General features: G+C 70.6%; 12 protein-coding genes and 1 rRNA gene. 10 read left to right on the top strand and 3 right to left on the bottom strand.

The features are described 5' to 3' along the window. Positions 1 to 98: 98 nt before the first annotated feature. Positions 99 to 1,637: an amino acid permease gene (locus F1721_RS33330; protein WP_170301698.1), complete on the top strand. Its 1,539-nt coding sequence runs from the start codon at positions 99 to 101 to the stop codon at positions 1,635 to 1,637. A 329-nt stretch (positions 1,638 to 1,966) separates the two neighbouring features. On the opposite strand, the gene F1721_RS33325 is transcribed toward F1721_RS33330, so the two are convergent. Together F1721_RS33325 and F1721_RS33320 are read right to left on the bottom strand one after the other, a co-directional pair. Beyond that, entirely contained in the window at positions 1,967 to 4,609 is a 2,643-nt protein-coding gene (locus F1721_RS33325; protein WP_150070836.1) for a lipase family protein, read from the bottom strand. Between the two features lie 256 nt (positions 4,610 to 4,865). Beyond that, a complete protein-coding gene (locus tag F1721_RS33320) occupies positions 4,866 to 5,339 on the bottom strand; it encodes an OsmC family protein (protein ID WP_150070835.1) in 474 nt (157 codons plus the stop codon). Between the two features lie 109 nt (positions 5,340 to 5,448). On the opposite strand from F1721_RS33320, the gene F1721_RS33315 reads away from it, so the two are divergent. From F1721_RS33315 to secA, 7 genes are all read left to right on the top strand, one after another. Beyond that, positions 5,449 to 6,093 carry a dTMP kinase gene (locus F1721_RS33315; RefSeq protein ID WP_150070834.1) on the top strand — a complete coding sequence of 215 codons (645 nt, stop codon included), beginning with the start codon at positions 5,449 to 5,451 and terminating at the stop codon, positions 6,091 to 6,093. A 148-nt stretch (positions 6,094 to 6,241) separates the two neighbouring features. Next, positions 6,242 to 6,919 (top strand): MtrAB system response regulator MtrA, encoded by a 678-nt coding sequence (mtrA, locus tag F1721_RS33310; RefSeq protein ID WP_093160527.1) that lies wholly within the window; start codon positions 6,242 to 6,244, stop codon positions 6,917 to 6,919. A 139-nt stretch (positions 6,920 to 7,058) separates the two neighbouring features. Further along, positions 7,059 to 8,807 carry an MtrAB system histidine kinase MtrB gene (gene mtrB, locus F1721_RS33305; protein WP_425474428.1) on the top strand — a complete coding sequence of 583 codons (1,749 nt, stop codon included), beginning with the start codon at positions 7,059 to 7,061 and terminating at the stop codon, positions 8,805 to 8,807. Continuing rightward, positions 8,804 to 10,534: an LpqB family beta-propeller domain-containing protein gene (locus F1721_RS33300; protein WP_246155501.1), complete on the top strand. Its 1,731-nt coding sequence runs from the start codon at positions 8,804 to 8,806 to the stop codon at positions 10,532 to 10,534. The genes mtrB and F1721_RS33300 overlap by 4 nt, the downstream gene beginning before the upstream one ends. 129 nt (positions 10,535 to 10,663) lie before the next feature. Continuing rightward, positions 10,664 to 11,350 carry a ComF family protein gene (locus F1721_RS33295; RefSeq protein ID WP_150070832.1) on the top strand — a complete coding sequence of 229 codons (687 nt, stop codon included), beginning with the start codon at positions 10,664 to 10,666 and terminating at the stop codon, positions 11,348 to 11,350. A gap of 405 nt (positions 11,351 to 11,755) precedes the next feature. Beyond that, a complete protein-coding gene (hpf, locus tag F1721_RS33290) occupies positions 11,756 to 12,424 on the top strand; it encodes a ribosome hibernation-promoting factor, HPF/YfiA family (protein WP_150070831.1) in 669 nt (222 codons plus the stop codon). Positions 12,425 to 12,610: 186 nt separating this feature from the next. Beyond that, positions 12,611 to 15,472 (top strand): preprotein translocase subunit SecA, encoded by a 2,862-nt coding sequence (gene secA / locus F1721_RS33285; protein ID WP_150070830.1) that lies wholly within the window; start codon positions 12,611 to 12,613, stop codon positions 15,470 to 15,472. On the opposite strand, the gene F1721_RS33280 is transcribed toward secA, so the two are convergent. Further along, on the bottom strand, positions 15,473 to 15,841 hold the full coding sequence (locus F1721_RS33280; RefSeq protein ID WP_150070829.1) for an Rv3235 family protein: 369 nt from the start codon (positions 15,839 to 15,841) through the stop codon (positions 15,473 to 15,475). A gap of 111 nt (positions 15,842 to 15,952) precedes the next feature. On the opposite strand from F1721_RS33280, the gene F1721_RS33275 reads away from it, so the two are divergent. Together F1721_RS33275 and F1721_RS33270 are read left to right on the top strand one after the other, a co-directional pair. Continuing rightward, positions 15,953 to 16,378, top strand: a complete 426-nt coding sequence (locus tag F1721_RS33275; protein WP_150070828.1) for an HAD-IA family hydrolase — start codon at positions 15,953 to 15,955, stop codon at positions 16,376 to 16,378. 492 nt (positions 16,379 to 16,870) lie between these two features. After that, a 16S ribosomal RNA gene (locus F1721_RS33270) occupies positions 16,871 to 16,976 on the top strand; the annotation flags it as partial.

The following is a 16,976-nucleotide window of genomic DNA, read 5'->3' as shown; positions in this document are numbered from 1 at the left end:
CTAACGAATGTGCTGGCGGACTCAAGTCACCCAGTTCCGCCCGCAACACTGCCGGGTTAGGGTGCGACCCACAATTTGGGATTACTGAGGAGGCGACAGTGCCAGGTACTGGGCTGTGGCGAACCAAGTCGGTCGAACAATCGATCTTGGACACCGACGAGCCGGACACCAAGCTGCGGAAGAACCTGGGCACCTGGGACCTGATCGTCTTCGGTGTGTCCGTGGTGATCGGTGCCGGCATCTTCACCCTCGCCGCGCGGACCGCCGGTGACATGACAGGTCCCTCGGTGTCCTTGGCGTTCGTGCTCGCCGCGATCGCCTGCGGGCTCGCGGCGCTGTGCTACGCCGAGTTCGCCTCCACGGTGCCGGTCGCGGGCAGCGCCTACACCTACTCCTACGCGACCTTCGGCGAGTTCATCGCCTGGATCATCGGCTGGGACCTGATCCTGGAGTTCGCCGTCGCCGCGGCCGCGGTCGCCAAGGGCTGGTCGATCTACCTGGAGCAGGTCTTCGGGCTGATCGGGGTGGAGCTCCCGACGTCGTTCGAGTTCGCCGGCGGGCTGCAGTTCGACTGGGGCGCGGTGCTGCTGGTGGCCGTGCTGTGCACGCTGCTGGCGCTGGGCACCAAGCTGTCCGCCCGGGTCAGCCTGGTCATCACGCTGATCAAGGTCTTCGTGGTGCTGCTGGTCATCGTGGTCGGCCTGGCCTACATCAACACGGCCAACTACACGCCGTTCATCCCACCGGCGACCGAGGCCTCCGCCTCCGACACGCCGCCGATCGAGCAGTCGCTGCTGTCGCTCATCCTCGGCGGTGAGACCAGCACGTTCGGCATCTTCGGCCTGCTGGCCGGTGCGTCGCTGGTGTTCTTCGCCTTCATCGGCTTCGACATCGTCGCCACCACTGCGGAGGAGACCCGCAACCCGCAGAAGAACGCGCCGCGCGGCATCCTCGGCAGCCTGGCGATCGTCACCGTGCTCTACGTGGCCGTCGCGCTGGTGGTCACCGGCATGGTGCCCTACACGGACCTGGCGACCGACGAGTCCGGCACCCGCTCCACGCTGGCCACGGCCTTCGCGCAGCACGGGATCAACTGGGCCGCCGCGATCATCGCGGTCGGTGCGCTGGTCGGTCTGACCACGGTCGTCATGGTGCTGCTGCTGGGCCAGACCCGAGTCCTGTTCGCCATGTCCCGCGACGGTCTGGTGCCGCGCGGCCTGGCCAAGACCGACCCGAAGCGCGGCACCCCGACCCGGGCCACCGTGCTGGTCGGCGTGGTCGTGCTGGTGGCCGCCGGCTTCTTCCCGGCGGACAAGCTCGAAGAGATGGTCAACGTCGGCACCCTGTTCGCGTTCGTGCTGGTCTCGCTGGGCGTGATCGTCCTCCGCCGGACCCGGCCCGACCTGCCGCGCGGCTTCCGCGCCCCGCTGGTGCCGCTGGTGCCGATCCTCGCGATCATCGCCTGCCTCTGGCTGATGCTGAACCTGACGGCGCTGACCTGGGTCCGGTTCATCATCTGGATGGCGGCCGGTGTGGTGATCTACTTCCTCTACGGCCGCACCCACTCGCGGCTGGGGCAGCGGGCCAAGGCCGGTGAGGTCGCGGCCGGTGGTGAGGTGCCGCGAGGTTCCGAGTAGTCCTGGCAGTCGCCAGTGCGGCGGCGTCGTCCCGGTGGGGACGGCGCCGCCGCTCTTTTTGCGCGCGCCGCTCGCGCATCGAACTGATGTTCACCTGCTCGAGTGATGATCTCCGCTGGTCAGCGCTGGATCATGGTTCACATGGAACTTGCAACGGCTGAACTCAGGACCTGTCCGCGAACCACGAACCGCCCGGCGCGTGCCGGAACCCCGGTGCCGCATCGGCCCGGTGCTCGAAGAGCGCTGTCCGGGTGTCCACCGACGTACCGGGCGTGCGGTGGTGCGGTGCGCGCTGGACCGAGCCACCGGCTAGGTGCTGGGTGCGCGACTCAGTGGTCGCTGCTGCCCAGCGACATCGCGCGCTCCCACGGGGCGCTGCGTCCGCGCGGCTCGGTGATCTCGGGCAGCACCGACGGCTTGGGCCGGGCCTTCACGGCCTGCGGCTCCGGTGCGGCGTCCGGTTCGACCTCGTCGTCCAGCGCGGGCTCGGGCTCCTCGTCCGCGTGGGTCAGCTCCTCGACGGAGTCGGTGAGGGATCCGCCGTCGCCGCCCTGCGCGGTCAGCTGCGGGGACTTCGGCGGGCTCGGCACGGACGGGGCCTGCGCAGGGGTGGGGGTCTGGGGGCGCAACGGCAGCGTGGCACCGCGGACCGGGGTCTCCAGCCCGGCCGCCATCGCCACCGCCCGGTCCCACTCGGGGTCGCCGGGGTAGTCGCTGTGCCCCAGCACGCCCGGCACCCAGCGGCGGCAGGCGAACGGCCCGCGCTGCGGGTCCGGCAGCCAGTGGTCGCCGCCCAGCACCAGCGCGCCGGTGGGGCCGCGGGTCGCCGCGGGCAGCGGTCCCTCGGTGCCGTCGGCCCGGAACCCGACGCCGATCAGCATGCCGTCGTAGACCTGCCGGTTCCACGTGGTCACGGCTCCGCCGAGCGGGTCGGTGCCGCGGCACAGCGAGCGCCAGCGCCCGCCGAGCGTTCCGGCCAGGTCGCGCAGCGACTTGTGCGGGACCACGCCGGGGAATGCGCGCGGGTAGGCCCACTGCAGCTGGGACCCGGCGGTGACCAGCCCGACGCGTTCGCGGTCGGCCTCGGGCAGCGAGTCGAGCAGCCGGGCGGTGGCCACGGCGGCGAGCAGACTGCCCTGGCTGTGCCCGACGAGCACGACGCGGGTGTTCGGGTCCGCCAGGTGCTCGGTGGCGCGGTCGGCGAGCTCGGGGATGACCTTCAGCGCGTAGCACGGCGGGACCACCGGGTGCGCCTCGCGCGGCCAGAACAGCACGAGGTCGCAGAGCACGCCGAGGTAGCGGGCGGTGTCCCGCTTGCCCGCCGCGCGGAAGACCATCCGCAGCAGGCCCGCCGCCAGCGCGGCCAGCGAAGCGACCCCGATCGCGACCAGCCAGTTCGTGTCCATCAGCGGAGGGAGGCCGATGGTTCGAGCCACCACGGTCACCGCGGTGCTGACCGCCAGCACCCCGGCGATCACCAGGAGGACGACGTGCGAGTAGCGGCGCTGCAGGGAGGCCCACTTCCAGGCGTTCGCGGCCGCGCGCTGGTCCTCCGGGCGACCGGCGTGCAGCAGGGCGATCTCGTCCGGGATCGAGCTGTCGTCGTCGGTGCGGGCGGTCCGCCACCGCTTGATCAGCAGCAGCGGGATGGCGATGACCGCGGCCAGCGCCAGCAGCACGGCAGTGGCGCCCCAGAAGATCGTGACGTCGTTGAACGCTTCGGGGAGCTTCGGTCCCTGCTCTCCGGGGAGGTCGTCGACGACGAGGGTCTGGCGGACGGTGTACGCGAGCCCGGCCCCGAACCCGGCGCCGAGCATGCACGCGAACATCAGCACCGGGGCGGACATCCACCCACCGGCCCACGGGCGGAGCGGCCGCGGGCAGTTCTTCCAGGTGGGCCGGGCCAGCAGGGTGGCCGGGGTGAGCAGTACCGCGACGGCGATGCAGGTGACCACCAGGGTGCTGGTGATCGCGTCGATGGTGGGGCCGGACCCGGGCAGCTGCCCGGCGAGCGGACCGGGGAGCAGCGCGACCGAGCACAGCAGCAGCGCGGCCGCGGTGATCAGCACGCGCCGCGGGGTGCGGCCGAGCAAGCTCCGCAGCACCTTCTCCTTGCCGTCCGGGTGCATCCGGGCGGGGTCGTCGAGGGCGACCGTGCCCACCGCGCTGATGCCGATCAGCGCGGCGGCCAGCAGCCACCGCGGGTCCGCGGTGGGCAGGAACGGCCCGCCGAGGGCGAGCATCGCCACGGTGGCCAGCGCGGCGATCACGTGGAGGGCGCGCAGCGCAGGGGTGTCCGGGTCGGCGACGACGTTCGCGCCGGGCAGCATCGGTGCGCGCGCGGAGTGCTGCGGCTTGTCGGTCTTCGGCGCCGAGACCTGCCAGGACACAGTGGACAGACGATGCATGAGGAGGATGACGAGCGCGATCGGCAGCAACGCCACCGACGAGCGCAGCACGTCGACGGAGCGAACCGCGTCCGGGACGAACTCCAGGCACGGCGCGCCGGGGCTCAGGCACTGCGCGGCCACCAGGTCGAGGCTGACCACGGTCAGCTGCGCGACGAACAACATCGTCAGCAGCAGCGCGGACAGCCGGAGCAAGGCGCGCAGCGCGGTGGCGAGCGTCCGGCTGATCAGGTTGCCGCTGCGGACCGGCGGCAGCATCCAGTGCGCCATGTTCGCCAGCGCGAACGGGAAGAGCAGCGCCCAGGTCGCCTTGGCCAACCCGCCGGAGGTCATGCCGCCCCAGACGTAGCCCTCGACGATCCGGGGCACCGAGCGGTCCCCGGTCGACAGCACCGGCCCGGGAACCGGGCGGCGCAACCGGTCGGCCGGGCGCATGATCCGCCCGACCCCGTCCCCGGCGACGTCCACCGAGGCGACGGAGTCGGTCAGCTCGTCGCCGGTGGCACCGAGGATGCCGTGCACCCGCAGCTCGACCACGCGGGTGTCGGGCCCGGGTATCTGCACTGGATCCTCCCGAGTCGTTCGCGACCATCGACCACCGGTGATCGATTCTCCACGGCAGGTCGACATCTGGCGAGCTCTGCACCGATGATTCTGATCCCCCGAACCACCCCCTGTCCCGAGATCGCCCCACTCCACCCCAACCGACCCACAACCCGAACCGAACCCCCGCGAGCCCCGGTCTTCGATCGGCGGTGCCGAGCCGACCGAAGACCAGCGGAATCAGCGGTCGGCGGCGATCCCGGAGGTCGCGCGAACCTCACCCGGCGGTGGTGATCTCCGGTTCGTGTCGGACCGGGAAGTTGACCGAGTTCGCGATGTAGCACTTGCGGTGGGCTTGTTCGTGCAGTTCGCGGGCCTTGGGCAGGGTTGCCGGGTCGGCGATCACCACCTTCGGGCGGAGGACGACCTCGGTGAAGTGACCGCCGGTGCCGGGCACCTCGACCATGGTCGCGCTCGCCTCGTCGCGGTAGGCCGTGACCACGACGCCGGAGGTGCTGCACAGCGCGAGGTACCAGAGCATGTGGCACTCGGACAGCGCCGCGACCAGGAAGTCCTCCGGGTTGGGCAGGTTCGGGTCGCCGCGGAACGCCGGGTCGGCGGAGGCCGTCAGCGGGGGCTTGCCGTCGATCTCCACCACGTGCTCGCGGCTGTACTCGCGGTAGGAGGTCGTGCCGTTTCCGGTGTTGCCGATCCAGGTCACCGTCAGCTGATAGGAGTGGGTCCTCTGCATACAACCGGTATACAACTGAACGCCCTGGTGGTAAAGCGAATTCCCGCCCCGGTGCGCTGATCGGGGGAGGCCGTCGGGCGGAGCGCGGCGCTCGACTACCGTCGGTGCCGTGGGTCGACTCATCGTCATCGAGGGCTTGGACGGCGCGGGCAAGCGCACCTTCGCCAACGGCATCACCGCGGAGCTCACCTCTCGCGGCTGCTCAGTGGCGCGCGCCGCGTTCCCGCGCTACGCGGAGGACATCCACGGCACCCTCATCGGCGAGGCGCTCCGCGGCGGCCACGGCGACCTCGGCGACTCCGTCTACGGCATCGCCGTGCTCAACGCGCTCGACCGCCGCTCCGCGGCCGCCGCGCTCCGCGACGACCTCCGCGCCCACGACGTCCTCCTGCTCGACCGCTACGTCGCCTCGAACGCCGCCTACGGCGCCGCCCGGCTCCACCAGGACAGCACCGGCGACTTCGTCGCCTGGGTCCGGGAGCTGGAGGTCGAGCGCTTCGCGCTGCCCAAGCCGGACCTGCAGATCCTGCTCCAGGTCCCGACGGAGGTGGCGGCCAGCCGGGCCGAGCACCGCGAGCGGACCGAGGCGGACCGGCAGCGCGACAACTTCGAGTCCGACTCCGGGCTGCAGAAGCGCTGCGGCGAGGTCTACGCGCAGCTGGCGGCGGCCGGTTGGTGGTCGCCGTGGCTCGTCGTGGACGGTTCCGGGCAGGTCGACTTCGCCGGGATCGTCGACGAGCACGTCCTGGGCTGATCCGCCCAGCGCAGCGGTCCGGATCACCCGCCGACTGCTCCGTTCGGCGGTATGAACTGGGCCTTGTCGCGTATCAACGGTCCGACCTGCGGTGACGATCAGCGGGTGCGTGCACGGCAGCTGGTGCAGAAGTGCAACCATGTTGGACATGAAGGCACGCGTGCTCGTGGTGGACGACGATCCGGCCCTGGCCGAAATGCTGACCATCGTGCTCCGGGGAGAGGGGTTCGAGACCGCCGTCGTCAGCGATGGCACCAAGGCGTTGCCTGCCCTGCGGGAACTCAAGCCGGACCTGGTCCTGCTGGACCTGATGCTGCCGGGGATGAACGGCATCGACGTCTGCAAGGCCATCCGCACCGAGTCCGTCGTGCCGATCGTGATGCTGACCGCCAAGAGCGACACCGTGGACGTGGTGCTCGGCCTGGAGTCGGGTGCCGACGACTACGTGGTCAAGCCGTTCAAGCCGAAGGAGCTGGTGGCCCGGCTGCGCGCCCGGCTGCGCCGCACCGACGCGGAACCGGCGGAGGTGCTCACCATCGGCGACGTGACCATCGACGTGCCGGGGCACGAGGTGACCCGGGACGGCCAGCCGATCGCGCTGACCCCGCTGGAGTTCGACCTGCTGGTGGCGCTGGCCCGCAAGCCGCGCCAGGTGTTCACCCGCGAGGTCCTGCTGGAGCAGGTCTGGGGCTACCGCCACGCGGCGGACACGCGGCTGGTGAACGTGCACGTCCAGCGCCTGCGCTCGAAGGTGGAGCGCGACCCGGAGCGCCCCGAGGTGGTGCTGACCGTCCGCGGCGTCGGCTACAAGGCCGGCCCCCCGTGATCGGGTAGCCGGACCTGGAGCGCCTGCTCGCCGAGCGGGCGCTCTTCGCATGTCGTGGGCCGGTGCGGCCCGCGGATCGACCCTTTGGCACAGTTTTCCAACCGGGTCGTAGTCGTGGAGGGCGACGGTTGTCGTGAACGTGTGGACGCGTCGGAGCCGCTGGGTGCGGCGGCTGGTCAGTCGTGTCCAGGAGGAGATCCGCGACCGCTGGCGCCGCTTCGAGGCGCTCTGGCGCCGCTCGATGCAGCTGCGCGTGGTGGTCAGCACCCTCGCCCTCTCGCTGGCCGTGGTGATCGTGCTGGGCATGGTGCTGCAGTGGCAGATCACCTCCCAGCTGCTGAGCTCCAAGGAGGACGGTGCGATCACGCAGGTCGACACCAGCCTCCCGATCCTGGAGCGCGAGCTCACCGCGGTGGACCCCAACGCCGACCCGGAGAGCGTCCGGGAGCAGCTGACGGCCGCGCTGAACCGGCTGACGACGTCCTCCTCCGGCCAGTCCACGACGGAAACGGTGGCCGGCGCGTTCACCCCGGTGCTGGTCGACGGGTTGGCACCGGTGGAGCGGAACGAGCAGCCCTCCGCGGGCCCGGTGGACGACGTGCCGGAGGACCTGCGCCTGTTCGCCGAGCGCGGCCAGCTCGCGACCAAGATCAAGACGGTGCCGCGGGACAGCGGCCAGGTCACCATGCTGATCGTGGGCACGCCGGTGGCCAGCGCCACCCGGTCGCTGCAGCTGTACATGATGTTCCCGCTGAGCGCGGAGCAGGAGACCCTCCGCGTCGTGCAGCAGACCCTGCTGATCAGCGGTGCGGTGCTGCTGGTCCTGCTGGGGCTGATCACGAACCTGGTGACCCGGCAGATCGTGCGCCCGGTGCGGCAGGCCGCGCAGATCGCCGAGCAGCTCGCCGAGGGCGACCTGGACAAGCGCATGCGGGTGATCGGCGAGGACGACGTCGCCCGGCTCGCCGAGTCGTTCAACGAGATGGCCGACAGCCTCAAGCAGCAGATCACGCAGCTGGAGGAGTTCGGCCAGCTGCAGCGCCGGTTCACCTCCGACGTCTCGCACGAGCTGCGCACCCCGCTGACCACGGTGCGGATGGCCGCCGACGTGCTGCACGCCTCCCGCGAGCAGTTCCCGCCCGGCCTGTCCCGCTCCACCGAGCTGCTGGTCGACGAGCTGGACCGGTTCGAGCTGCTGCTGGGCGACCTGCTGGAGATCTCCCGGCTGGACGCCGGGGTGGCCGACCTGTCCGCCGAGCAGGTCGACCTGGTGGAGCTGGTGGAGCGCTCGGTGGAGGCGTTGCGCCCGATCGCCGACGAGGGCGGCGTCGAGCTGCGGGTGATCGTGCCCGCCTGCGGGGCCGCTGAGCTGGGCATCGTCGCCGACGCCCGCCGGGTCGAGCGGATCATGCGGAACCTGGTGGCCAACGCGATCGACCACGCCGAGGGCGGTCCGGTCGAGATCCGCTTCGGCAGCAACGAGCAAGCGGTCGCGGTGACCGTCCGGGACTACGGCGTCGGCCTGCGCGCCGGGGAGGCCGAGCTGGTGTTCACCCGGTTCTGGCGGGCCGACCCGTCCCGGAACCGGCGGACCGGCGGGACCGGGCTGGGGCTGTCGATCAGCCAGGAGGACGCCCGGCTGCACGGCGGTGCCCTGGACGCCTGGGGGGAGCCGGGCGAGGGGTCCTGCTTCCGCGTCACCCTGCCCCGCCGACCCGGTGCGGAGTTCGACGGCAGCCCGCTGCCGCTGCCCGGCACCCGCCGCATCGCCGCGCCGGAGGCGCTGCTGGCCGCGTCGGTGGAGCGCCCGCAGGACGCCGAATCCGCTGGTGGCGTCCACGACCGCGGCCCGGCTCGGCTGTCCGAGGACTCCTGGGAGGACGAATGATGGGGGGCCGGGCCGCTCGTTGCCTGGCGGTGCTCTCGGTGCTGCTGGTTCCGCTGACCTCGTGCGCGTCGATCCCGGAGGAGTCCGACCCGGTGGCCGTGCGGGAGGCCGACGAGCGCAACACGACGACGGAGGTGACCCCGCCCCCGGACAACCTCGATCCGCTGGCCCTGGTCCGCCGGTTCGTGGACTCCGCGTCCCCGGCCAGCAACCACGAGGCGGCCCGGATGCACCTCGACGCGGTGCAGGCAAAGCAGTGGTCGCCGGGCCCCGACCTGCTGATCGTGAGCAACGTCGACACCATCCCGGCACCGCCCCCGCCGGAACCGCTGCCCGACGGCGTGCAGCTGGTGACCGTGCAGGCGGACAAGGTCGGACGGCTGCTGCCGGACTCCTCCTTCGTGCCGGACGTCGGCGAGTACGAGGCCACCGTGCGGGTCGAGCTCCAGCCCGACGGCAAGTGGCGGATCTCCTCGCCACCGGCCGAGATGGTGGTGAGCCGGGACGCGTTCAGCAGCGTGTACCGCTCGGTGCCGATCTACTTCCTCGACCACGACGCCACCGGCGTCGTCCCGGACGTGCGCTACGTGGCCTCGCAACCGGCCAGCACGCTGCCGCGCCGGGTGATCGACCTGCTGACCTCGGGCCCGTCGGAGGGGTTGCGCTCGGCGCTGCGCACCGCCATCCCGCCCGGCGTGCGCCCCCGCACCAACACCAGCGAGGCCACCGGGGACGGCGCGCTGGAGGTCAACCTCAGCAACCTCGGCGACGTCTCCGACGAGACGCGGTGGCTGATCGCCGCCCAGGTCGTGTTCACCCTGCAGAAGGTCAGCAACGCGCGGGTGCGGCTGCAGGAGGAGGGCATGCCGCTGCTGTCTGACACCCAGGACCTGCGGCCGACCGACCTCACCAAGTACGAGATCGACAACATGCCGCGTCAGGACCTGGGCGGGCTGGCCGTGATCGACGAGCGGCTCAAGCGGCTGGACAGCCGCGCCGACCCGGTCCCCGGACCGGCCGGGTCCGGCGAGTACCAGGTGATCCGCGCCGGTCAGTCGCCCGACGGGCGCAAGATCGCCGCGGTGACCCGGCGGTCCCCGGAGGAGGTCGGGCTGCGGGTCGGCCCCTACGGCGAGGCCCTCGCCGAGCTGGGCCCGCCCGGCAGCTTCATGAGCAAGCCGACCTGGCGCGGGAACAACGAGGTGTGGACGGTGGTCGCCGGGCGCGACGTGATCCGGGCGCGCAGCAGCGGCAGCGGCTGGACCGTGGAGAAGGTCGACTCCGCGGGCTTCACCGGGGGGCGGCCGATCACCGACCTGCGGCTGTCCCGCGACGGCACCCGGGTCGCGGCCGTGATCGACGGGCAGCTGGTGGTCGGCGCGGTGTCCGATCAGGACGGTGCGGTCGTGCTGGACCGGCCGGTCCCGCTGCCCGCGCCGCAGCGCGCGCAGATCCTGGGCCTGGAGTGGCGGGACGAGGAGTCCCTGGCGGTGATCACCGACAGCCACACCTCCCCGGTCTACGAGGTGTCGGTGGACGGCTTCCGCTGGGAGGCCTACACGTCGGCGAACCTGGGGCAGCCGATGAAGACGATCACGGTCGGCCCGGGCCCGACGGTGATCGTCGCCGACCGCAGCAACATCTGGGCGTCCGCCGATCCGAACGACGTGTGGTCCCTGCTGGAGCCGCGCATCGGCAGCAGCTCGCTCCCGTTCTTCCCCGGCTGATTCGGCACCGCACGTCACCGACGTCGACCGGGCTTGTGACATTCGACCGGGTGACGGCGAGGCGCTGCGGCGATCAGCGCCCGACACTCGTCGGTGAGTCGGCCAGCCGGTCCGCGCCATGATCGCCCGATGCGCGCTTCCCTTCTCCGCGACGGGCTTTCCGGCCTGGTCGACCTCCTGCTGCCGATGCACTGCGCGGGCTGCGACGCCGCCGGTACCGCGTGGTGCCCGGACTGCGCCCGCGAGCTCGGCGGGCTCCACCGCGTCGAGCGCCCGCTGCTGCCGCCCGACCCACCGGCGTACGCGCTGGGCCGCTACCGCGGCGCCGCCCGCCGCGCGGTGCTCGCGTACAAGGAGTCCGGGCATCGCCACCTCGCCGACCCGCTGGCCCGGCACCTGGCCACCGGCCTGCGGGCGATCACCGAGCACCACCAGCTCGACCACCGCTGGTGGCTGGTCCCCGCACCGTCCCGCGCCATCGCCGCCCGCCGCCGCGGTGGCGCGCACATGCGCCGCATCGCGCACCGGACGTCGGAGCTGCTGACGGCGGCGGGCTGGCCGACCGGGGTGGCGGACTGCCTGGTGACCGCGCGCGGCGCCGCTGACTCGGCCGGGCTCGATGCGGCCGAACGGGTGCGCAACCTGTCCGGGCGAGTGCTCCTCCAGAACGGTCGACTTCCCCCGCGAACCGCCCAGCTCGTGCTGATCGACGACGTCATCACCACCGCCGCGACCGCGGCGGCCTGCCTGGCGGCCCTCGGAACCGCAGGTCGCGCGGTGGACGCGGTGCTCAGCCTGACCGCGACGGCCGGTTGAGGTGATCGGGTGAACCACCATTGTCCGAGCGATCCCGGGAACTTCCCCCGCCGGACACTCGTTTTCCGTTTGTGAGCAGGCCGAACCCGCCCCACCCACGGCCTCGCGCGGTGCAGTCGCGGCGAGCGGCCGAACGGGTGAAAATTCGGGGTGAAGGGTCCCTGCGAGCACTGTCCGCGCACGCTCCGGGCGTGCTTCGAACGGTGGCACCAATCACTCTCGGTGGCCGCTTGACTTCGCCCGACCCGGGGGGTGTCACAAATCGGTAAACCGAGCTAACGTGCCACTCAATCCAGCCAACCCCTGGCGGAGGGAAGGAGCGAAATCCCATGTCCCTGGCGCCGGAAGCGAGCTGATCGCGCTGTTCGGCGCCACGCACCTCTCCTACGGAATCGGAGGTCGTGAATGGATATCGTCGTCAAGGGTCGAAACGTCGCGGTTCCCGAGCACTACCGGGACCACGTCAACGCCAAGTTGACCCGGCTTGAGCGGTACAACAAGAAGGCAATCCGGGCGGATGTGGAGCTGTTCCACGAGCGCAACCCCCGTCAGGCCAAGAACTGCCAGCGAGTCGAGATCACCCTGGTGGGCAAGGGCACGCCGGTGCGTGCCGAGGCCTGCGCCGGCGACTTCTACGCCGCGCTCGACGCCGCAACGACCAAGCTGGAGAGCCGCCTCCGGCGCATGCACGACCGTAGGAAGGTGCACTACGGACAGCACAACCCGACTTCCGTGGCAGAGGCGACCGCAGCGATGGCGGACCGGCCCGTGGTGATGGGCGCCGCAGCGGCCGAGGGCCGCACCACGCTGCTCGAAGCGCCCCAGGAAGCAGCCGAGTACAGCGCCGAGGTGCCCGGGCAGCGGATGGCTGAGGACGGGTACGAACCGGGCCGCGTCGTCCGGGAGAAGGAGCACTCGGCCAAGCCGATGACGGTCGACGAGGCCCTGTACCAGATGGAGCTGGTCGGGCACGACTTCTACCTCTTCTCCGATGCCGACAGCGGTAGGCCGAGCGTGGTCTACCGGAGGAAGGGATTCGACTACGGAGTGATCAGATTGGCGGACGCCCTGTAGGGCGAGTCTCCGCCAACGCCGACCCCAACGGCTGTCCCCCGCGTACCGTGGTCCGCGGGGGACAGCTGCGTGTGCGGGGCCGCCACCCGACCGCACCGGATGGCCGGTCCCCGTCACCAGCTCTAATACGATGGCCGCAAAGCGTCCGTGACGGACGCGTCACGATCAGCTAGTGAGGTCGACCGGATGGTCCTGTCCCGACTGCTCCGCGCCGGCGAGGGCAAGATGCTCAAGCGCCTGCGCGCCATCGCAGCGCACATCAATGAGCTCGAAGGAGACGTCGCCGCTCTGTCCGACGCCGAGCTGCGGGGCAAGACCGACGAGTTCAAACGCCGCCACGCCGATGGCGAGACGCTCGACGAGCTGCTGCCGGAGGCCTTCGCGGTGGCGCGCGAAGGCGCCAAGCGCACGCTCGGCCAGCGCCACTACGACGTCCAGCTGATGGGCGGCGCGGCGCTGCACCTGGGCAACATCGCCGAGATGAAGACAGGTGAGGGCAAGACCCTCACCTGCGTGCTGCCCGCCTACCTCAACGCGATCACCGGCAAGGGCGTGCACGTCGTCACGGTCAACGACTACCTCGCCCGCCGCGACGCCGAGTGGATGGGCCGCGTGCACCGGTTCCTCGGCCTGGAGGTCGGCGCGATCCTCGCCGAGATGACCCCCGACCAGCGGCGCAAGGCCTACGCGGCGGACGTCACCTACGGCACGAACAACGAGTTCGGCTTCGACTACCTGCGCGACAACATGGCCTGGAGCCTGGCCGACTGCGTGCAGCGCGGGCACAACTTCGCCATCGTCGACGAGGTCGACTCCATCCTGATCGACGAGGCCCGGACCCCGCTGATCATCTCCGGCCCCGCGGACCAGTCCTCCCGGTGGTACCAGGAGTTCGCCCGGCTCGCCCCGATGCTCAAGCGCGACGAGCACTACGAGGTCGACGAGCGCAAGCGCACCGTCGGCGTCACCGAGGAGGGCGTCTCGATCATCGAGGACCAGCTCGGCATCGAGAACCTCTACGAGGCCGCGAACACCCCGCTGGTCGGCTACCTGAACAACGCGCTCAAGGCCAAGGAGCTCTACAAGCGCGACAAGGAGTACATCGTCCGCGACGGCGAGGTGCTGATCGTCGACGAGTTCACCGGCCGCATCCTCGCCGGGCGCCGCTTCAACGAGGGCATGCACCAGGCGATCGAGGCCAAGGAAGGCGTCGAGATCAAGGCCGAGAACCAGACGCTGGCCACGATCACGCTGCAGAACTACTTCCGCCTCTACGACAAGCTCGCCGGCATGACCGGTACCGCCGAGACCGAGGCGGCGGAGTTCCACACCACCTACAAGCTCGGCGTGGTGCCGATCCCGACCAACGAGCCGATGGCCCGCGTGGACCAGCCCGACCTGGTCTACAAGACCGAGCCGGCCAAGTTCGAGGCGGTCGCCGAGGACATCGAGGAGCGCCACCGGGCCGGTCAGCCGGTGCTGGTCGGCACCACCAGCGTCGAGCGCTCCGAGTACCTGTCGAAGCTGCTGACCCAGCGGGGCATCCCGCACAGCGTGCTCAACGCGAAGAACCACTCGCGGGAGGCCGCGATCATCGCCGAGGCCGGTCGCAAGGGCGCCGTCACCGTCGCCACCAACATGGCCGGTCGCGGTACCGACATCGTGCTGGGCGGCAACGTCGACCACCTCGCCGACGCCGAGCTGCGCTCCCGCGGCCTGGACCCGGTGGAGAACCGCGAGCAGTACGAGGCCGAGTGGCCCGCGGTCGTGGAGAAGATCAAGGCCCAGGCCGAGGCCGAGGCCGAGGAGGTCCGCGCGAGCGGCGGGCTCTACGTGCTCGGCACCGAGCGCCACGAGTCCCGGCGCATCGACAACCAGCTGCGCGGTCGTTCCGGCCGCCAGGGCGACCCGGGCGAGTCCCGGTTCTACCTGTCGCTGGGCGACGAGCTGATGCGGCGGTTCAACGCGGCCATGGTCGAGACGGTGATGACCCGCCTCAAGGTGCCCGACGACGTGCCGATCGAGCACAAGATGGTCAGCCGCGCGATCCGCAGCGCGCAGACCCAGGTCGAGCAGCAGAACATGGAGATCCGCAAGAACGTCCTCAAGTACGACGAGGTCATGAACCAGCAGCGGACCGTCATCTACGACGAGCGGCACCGCGTGCTGGCCGGTGAGGACCTGCAGGAGCAGGTGATGCACATGCTCACCGATGTCGTCACCGCCTACGTCGACGCGGAGACCGCCGAGGGCTACGCCGAGGACTGGGACTTCGAGAAGCTCTGGACCGCGCTGAAGACGCTCTACCCGGTGTCGATCGACTGGGAGGAGCTCGTCGACTCCGACGAGGACCTCACCAAGGAGCGGCTGCTGGAGCTGGTCGTCGAGGACGCGAAGGCCGCCTACGCCAAGCGCGAGGCCGAGGTCGACGGCAAGGTCGGCCCCGGCGCGATGCGCGAGCTGGAACGCCGGGTCGTGCTCAGCGTCCTGGACCGCAAGTGGCGCGAGCACCTCTACGAGATGGACTACCTCAAGGAGGGCATCGGGCTGCGCGCGATGGCGCAGCGCGACCCGCTGATCGAGTACCGCCGCGAGGGCTTCGACATGTTCGGGGCGATGCTGGAGGCGCTCAAGGAGGAGTCCGTCGGGTTCCTGTTCAACGTCCAGGTGGAGGCCGCGGAGCCGCAGCCCGCGCCGGAGGAGCCCGCCGTCCCGGTGTCGGTGAGCCAGGTCGGCAGCGGAACCCCCGACGTCCAGCAGACCCCGCAGCCCGCGCCGCAGCCGAAGCGGGCGCGCCCGGCCTCCGCCGGACCGGCGCTGAGCCAGCTCGGCGGGGCGGCGGCAACCGGCGAGAACGTCCCCAGCGCACTGCGCGGCAAGGGCCTCGACAGCCCGGGGCAGCAGCGGCTGAGCTACTCCGGTCCGAACGAGACCGGTGGCGTCGAGACCAGCAGCGACGGCGCGCAGGGCCCGGAGGCCCGCGGCGGCACCCGCCGCGAGCGTCGGGCGGCTGCTCGCGCTGAAGCGAAGAAGAACCGACGGCGCTGATCAGACGAGGGACAGGCGGGTGCACACCCAGTGCTCGCCGTCCCGCTCGACGCGCAGCACCAGGGCCCGGACCCGGTCGTGCGTTCCGACGACCATGCACGCCTCCACCGCGTACTCGGTGATCGGGCAGGCGTGCACGGAACGCACCCGGTGCTCCGGGCCTTGTGCTGCGTGCAGGCGGGTGGTGAGCAGCAGCCCGGCGACCCGCGAGGAGAGGTGCTCGTCGACTTCGCGCACGGTGCGCCGACCGGAGAGCACGTCGAACACGTGCCCGCCGACGGACGTCGCGATGGCGACGGCGCTCCGCTCGCCGGGATCGTCGGTGTTGGTCGGCGCGATCGGGGCGTCGAGCTCGAGGACTGCGGTCATGGCACCTCCGGGGTTTCGGTGGGAACTCCTCGCAGTACTGAGGAAGTTCCCCTCGGAATCCGGTCACTTTTCGGCGCAGACCGCCTGATCGTGTGAGCTACCGTGCAGCCCGTGGAACTCAGGGGATTGCTGCTGGACTACGCCGGGGTGCTGGACGATCCGGGGCGCGCGACCGCGGACGCGCCGCCGCTGCTCGAGGTCGCGCGCCAGGTCCGCCGGAGCGGGATCAGCACGGCGGTGGTGTCGAACGCCAGCGGGTTGCCCGACCCGCGAGTCGCCGACCACTTCGACGCGGTCGTGCTCTCCGGTGCGGTGGCGGTCGCCAAGCCGAGCCGCGAGATCTACCTGCTGACCGCGCGCCGGTTGGGGCTGGAGCCGCAGCAGTGCGTGTTCGTGGACGACCTGCACCGGAACGTGGTCGGAGCGGTCGAGGCCGGAATGGTGGGGGTGCACCACCGGGACGTCGATTCGACGGTCGCCGAGCTGTCCGCCCTCTTCGACTTCGAAATGCCGCCTGACCTGGCCATTCGCAGTTAGTGGGGGGTGCTGTTCGAGGGGGTTTTGGGGGTGTGTAGAGTTATCCAGGTCAGCGCGACACGGGCCGGGAAAACCGGGCCGGGCGAGACACGGGTCCACGAACCAAGCTCCCACGCTTGAGTGGTAGAGTGGGTGGGCTTGAAAAGCAAGACTTTGAAAATGCGAATCGCTTCGCGGTTGATAACTCTAAATGGTTCGGTGTCCGGGTGATAACGAATCGGGTGCGGGAAACGAGAGTGACCCCCCTGAATGACCGGGAAATCGGGCCTGCTAGAGTGGGAATCACGAAAGCGAACAGAGGAAATGCTCCCCGGAGCTGCACGGCCGTGAGTGGTTGTGGGTGATGGTGTGGGTGTGTTCTTTGAGAACTCAACAGCGGACTGTTTTGGTTAGTGTTCTTGTATGCCCCCGACCATTTCGGTGGTTGGTGGTTTCTTTGAGTATGATGCTCGCCTTTTTGGTTTGAGTGTCTGCTGGGATTGTTCAACAGCATTGTTGGAGAGTTTGATCCTGGCTCAGGACGAACGCTGGCGGCGTGCTTAACACATGCAAGTCGAACGCTGAAGCACTTTCGGGTGTGGATGAGTGGCGAACGGGT

The organism is Saccharopolyspora hirsuta (genome assembly GCF_008630535.1).
Lineage (GTDB): Bacteria > Actinomycetota > Actinomycetes > Mycobacteriales > Pseudonocardiaceae > Saccharopolyspora > Saccharopolyspora hirsuta.
The sequence above is the reverse complement of the archived record's forward strand: the minus strand, read 5'-3'. Positions and strand labels throughout refer to the sequence as shown.

Bases quoted from the DNA above. Each gene is read 5' to 3' on its own strand.
- F1721_RS33295 (WP_150070832.1), top strand. From the start codon at position 10,664: ATGCGCGCTTCCCTTCTCCGCGACGGGCTTTCCGGCCTGGTCGACCTC.
- secA (WP_150070830.1), top strand. From the start codon at position 12,611: ATGGTCCTGTCCCGACTGCTCCGCGCCGGCGAGGGCAAGATGCTCAAG.
- F1721_RS33300 (WP_246155501.1), top strand. From the start codon at position 8,804: ATGATGGGGGGCCGGGCCGCTCGTTGCCTGGCGGTGCTCTCGGTGCTG.
- hpf (WP_150070831.1), top strand. From the start codon at position 11,756: ATGGATATCGTCGTCAAGGGTCGAAACGTCGCGGTTCCCGAGCACTAC.
- F1721_RS33280 (WP_150070829.1), bottom strand. From the start codon at position 15,841: ATGACCGCAGTCCTCGAGCTCGACGCCCCGATCGCGCCGACCAACACC.
- mtrA (WP_093160527.1), top strand. From the start codon at position 6,242: ATGAAGGCACGCGTGCTCGTGGTGGACGACGATCCGGCCCTGGCCGAA.
- F1721_RS33320 (WP_150070835.1), bottom strand. From the start codon at position 5,339: ATGCAGAGGACCCACTCCTATCAGCTGACGGTGACCTGGATCGGCAAC.